Below are 2,773 nucleotides of genomic sequence, written 5' to 3' on the forward strand. Positions count from 1 at the left end.
CACGGCAATGAGAGACACGTCCTCCCTGGGCCGCCCGGCGGCGGCACAGGCGGCATCGAGCCTTTCCAGCACACGGCGGTAGCGATCGCGCAGTTCCATAGCCTACTCCGCCATAAGCCCCAGGTCGCGCAAAAAGGCCGTGTCTTCGGTCCAGTGTTCGCGAACCTTGACCCACAGTTCCAGGTGCACCTTGCCGCCCACCAGTTCCTGAATGTCCTTGCGGGCTTCAGTGCCGATGGCCTTGATGGACTGTCCGGCGCGCCCGATGACCATGGCCTTGTGCATGGGACGGGCCACATAGATGGTGGCATGAATGACCGTCTGCCCGCGCTCTTCATCCTCTTCCCAGCTTTCCACATCCACGGCCACGGAATAGGGAACCTCCTGCCGCAAGTGCAGAAAGAGCTTTTCGCGAATGATTTCGGCCGTCATAAAGCGCAGAGGCGCGGTGGATATCTGGTCTTCGGGGAACTGAGCCTGCCCTGTGGGCAGTTTTTTATGGATAAGTTCCACCAGATCGGCAAGCCCGTCCTTGTTCAGGGCCGAAATGGGAAAAATATCGGCTCTGGGCCACATTTCATGCAGCCTGGTCAGCAGGGGCAGCATGCGGCTTTTATCGCCGAACAGGTCCACCTTGTTGACCACCACGATCATGGGCCGTTCGTCGCTGGCAAGAGCCTGAGCCACCGGGGCGAGATCGCGGTCGAGAAATTCGGGATGACGGATATAGAGGTGGGCGTCCAGCACGGGCATGATGATGTCGGCCTGGTTCAGGCTCTGCCACACAGCCTGAATCATGGTCTTGCTCAGCCGCCCGCGAACCTGGGTGAGGCCGGGGGTATCCATAAAGATGGTCTGGGCCTCGTCATCGGTGAGGATGCCCACAATCTGGTTGCGCGTGGTCTGCGGCTTGGGCGTGACAATGGTCACCTTTTGCCCCAAAAGGGCATTGAGCAGTGTGGATTTGCCGGCATTGGGCGGACCCATGAGTGCCACCCATCCGCAACGGTAGTGCAGATCTGTCATTACGTCTCCTGGCCGGACAACCGGCCTACGCTGCGCACACAAGGCGCAAAGTTTTTCAAGGGGCTGTGTTCAAGCGCATGCCGCCCGCGCAAAACGGGCTTTTGCCCGGCAAAAACAAACTGCCGGGCAAGGCCGTACCGGATACGGCGGGATGGGGGTTTTCCCGCAATGCCGACGAAGGAAACAAGGCGGCTTTTGCAGCGGACGTTTTCAGAACCAGCCCCAGATACATGCTAAATCTGCTTTTCTGTCCCATATCCGCGCCTTCCGGTCAAGCTGCAAGGCTCCGTGCGCCCTGCCCCACTTGACGACCATGCCGCCAGCGCTTACTCTCGCGCCCATGTTTACCCTTATTACCTATATCGCTCTTATCGTGGGCGTAAACTACGCTTTTGCCGTCACGCCCCTTGTGGAACTGCCCAATGGAGAAATGTGGCCGCCTCTGTCTCTGGTGGTGGGCTTTATCTTTGTGGTGCGCGACTACGCACAGCGCCGCGTGGGCCATAAGGTGCTGTGGGCCATGCTGGTGGGCTGCATCGTGAGCTGGTACATGGCAACGCCGCAGCTTGCCCTTGCCAGCGCAGCGGCCTTCGCCATCGGCGAACTGGGGGACTGGGCGCTGTTCACCTTTACCAACCGCCCGTTTTCGCAGCGCATACTTATCTCGAGTCTGGTGGGCGCGCCTCTGGACAGCGTTGTTTTTCTGCTCATCATCGGTCTTGCCACGCCCTGGTCAATCATCACCATGAGCGCAAGCAAACTGCTTGGCGCGCTTCTGGTTTTCTGGCTGGTGCGCCGCCGCGAGCAGCGCGAATACGCCCTGGGGGTACAGGCATAAAGCCCGCGGAAACAGCCTCTTCGGCCTGAAAATTTACCGCCGGAGCGCGTTCACGTGAACATGCTCCGGCGGTTTGCTGTTGGAACGTCAGACCCGCAAGAAGCGCCGTCCGCGACGCCTCCCCCGAGGGCTGCGCCCTGCCTACTTTTCCACCCTGAAGGTATTGCTGATGACAGCCAGGTCTTCCAGCACCTCCTGCGGCAGATGGCGGAACGGCGGCATGACCGTGCCGGGATAGCCGTTGGTGATGACCTCCAGGGTGCGCGCATGTGTCATTGAATACTGCTGCAGATCCGGCGGGGGCGGCAGCAGCGTATGCCCGAATTCCGTAATCTCGCCCTCGACGCCGTGGCAGACGGCGCAGGATTCGGCCCAGACGATCATGGCGTCGCTTTCCGGCTCGCGGTCGGGCGGTACGTCGGCCTTGCCGAACATGTCAAAGCGCCTGGCCATAGTGTCCAGCACCATTTCTATCTTCTCACGGTCATACAGGCGAAAATACGGCATGCCCGAACCGGGAACGCCGTCGCGCACCAGCGTGTACACGTACTCCCTGTTGGCGCGTATGGCGGCGACATCTTCGGCCGGGATCAGCAGACGTCTGGCAACGGGGCCATCCCCCCTGCCCTCCAGACCATGACAGGGCGCGCACGCCTGATCATAAATAGTGTCACCGTTGTCATAGACCGTCTTGAGCTTGAAGGCATAGCCATCCAGCGCGGGCTGGCGGAAGGGATCAAGAGCCTTGGCCCTTTGGGCGCGGTAGGCGTCGTTGGCGGCCTGAACCGGATTCATGGCCTGATCCTGAATAAACTGGCGTCCCACCAGCATGGCCGCAAAGGCCACGGGCAGCAGCCAGAGAAGGCTGCGCGGGGCCGCCGCCGAATCGGGCGTGGCGGAACCCGGGGT

The 2,773-nt window shown here is 61.1% G+C and carries 3 protein-coding genes; 1 reads left to right on the plus strand and 2 read right to left on the minus strand.

What is annotated here, in order from left to right; genetic code table 11:
* Positions 1–102: 102 nt before the first annotated feature.
* Complete coding sequence (gene era, locus V6C07_RS06800) at positions 103–1,026, minus strand: GTPase Era (RefSeq protein ID WP_333535594.1); 924 nt, start codon at positions 1,024–1,026, stop codon at positions 103–105.
* A 313-nt stretch (positions 1,027–1,339) separates the two neighbouring features.
* On the opposite strand from era, the gene V6C07_RS06805 reads away from it, so the two are divergent.
* A complete protein-coding gene (locus V6C07_RS06805) occupies positions 1,340–1,864 on the plus strand; it encodes a VUT family protein (RefSeq protein ID WP_333535595.1) in 525 nt (174 codons plus the stop codon).
* Between the two features lie 141 nt (positions 1,865–2,005).
* Here the strand turns inward: V6C07_RS06805 and V6C07_RS06810 are convergent.
* Positions 2,006–2,773: c-type cytochrome (locus V6C07_RS06810; protein ID WP_333535596.1), on the minus strand; the 768-nt coding region annotated here is incomplete at its 5' end.

Source organism: Desulfovibrio sp. 1214_IL3152 (genome assembly GCF_036763055.1).
Classification (GTDB): domain Bacteria; phylum Desulfobacterota; class Desulfovibrionia; order Desulfovibrionales; family Desulfovibrionaceae; genus Desulfovibrio.

Coding starts and splice junctions, on each gene's coding strand:
- era (WP_333535594.1), bottom strand. CDS start 1,026: ATGACAGATCTGCACTACCGTTGCGGATGGGTGGCACTCATGGGTCCG.
- V6C07_RS06805 (WP_333535595.1), top strand. CDS start 1,340: ATGCCGCCAGCGCTTACTCTCGCGCCCATGTTTACCCTTATTACCTAT.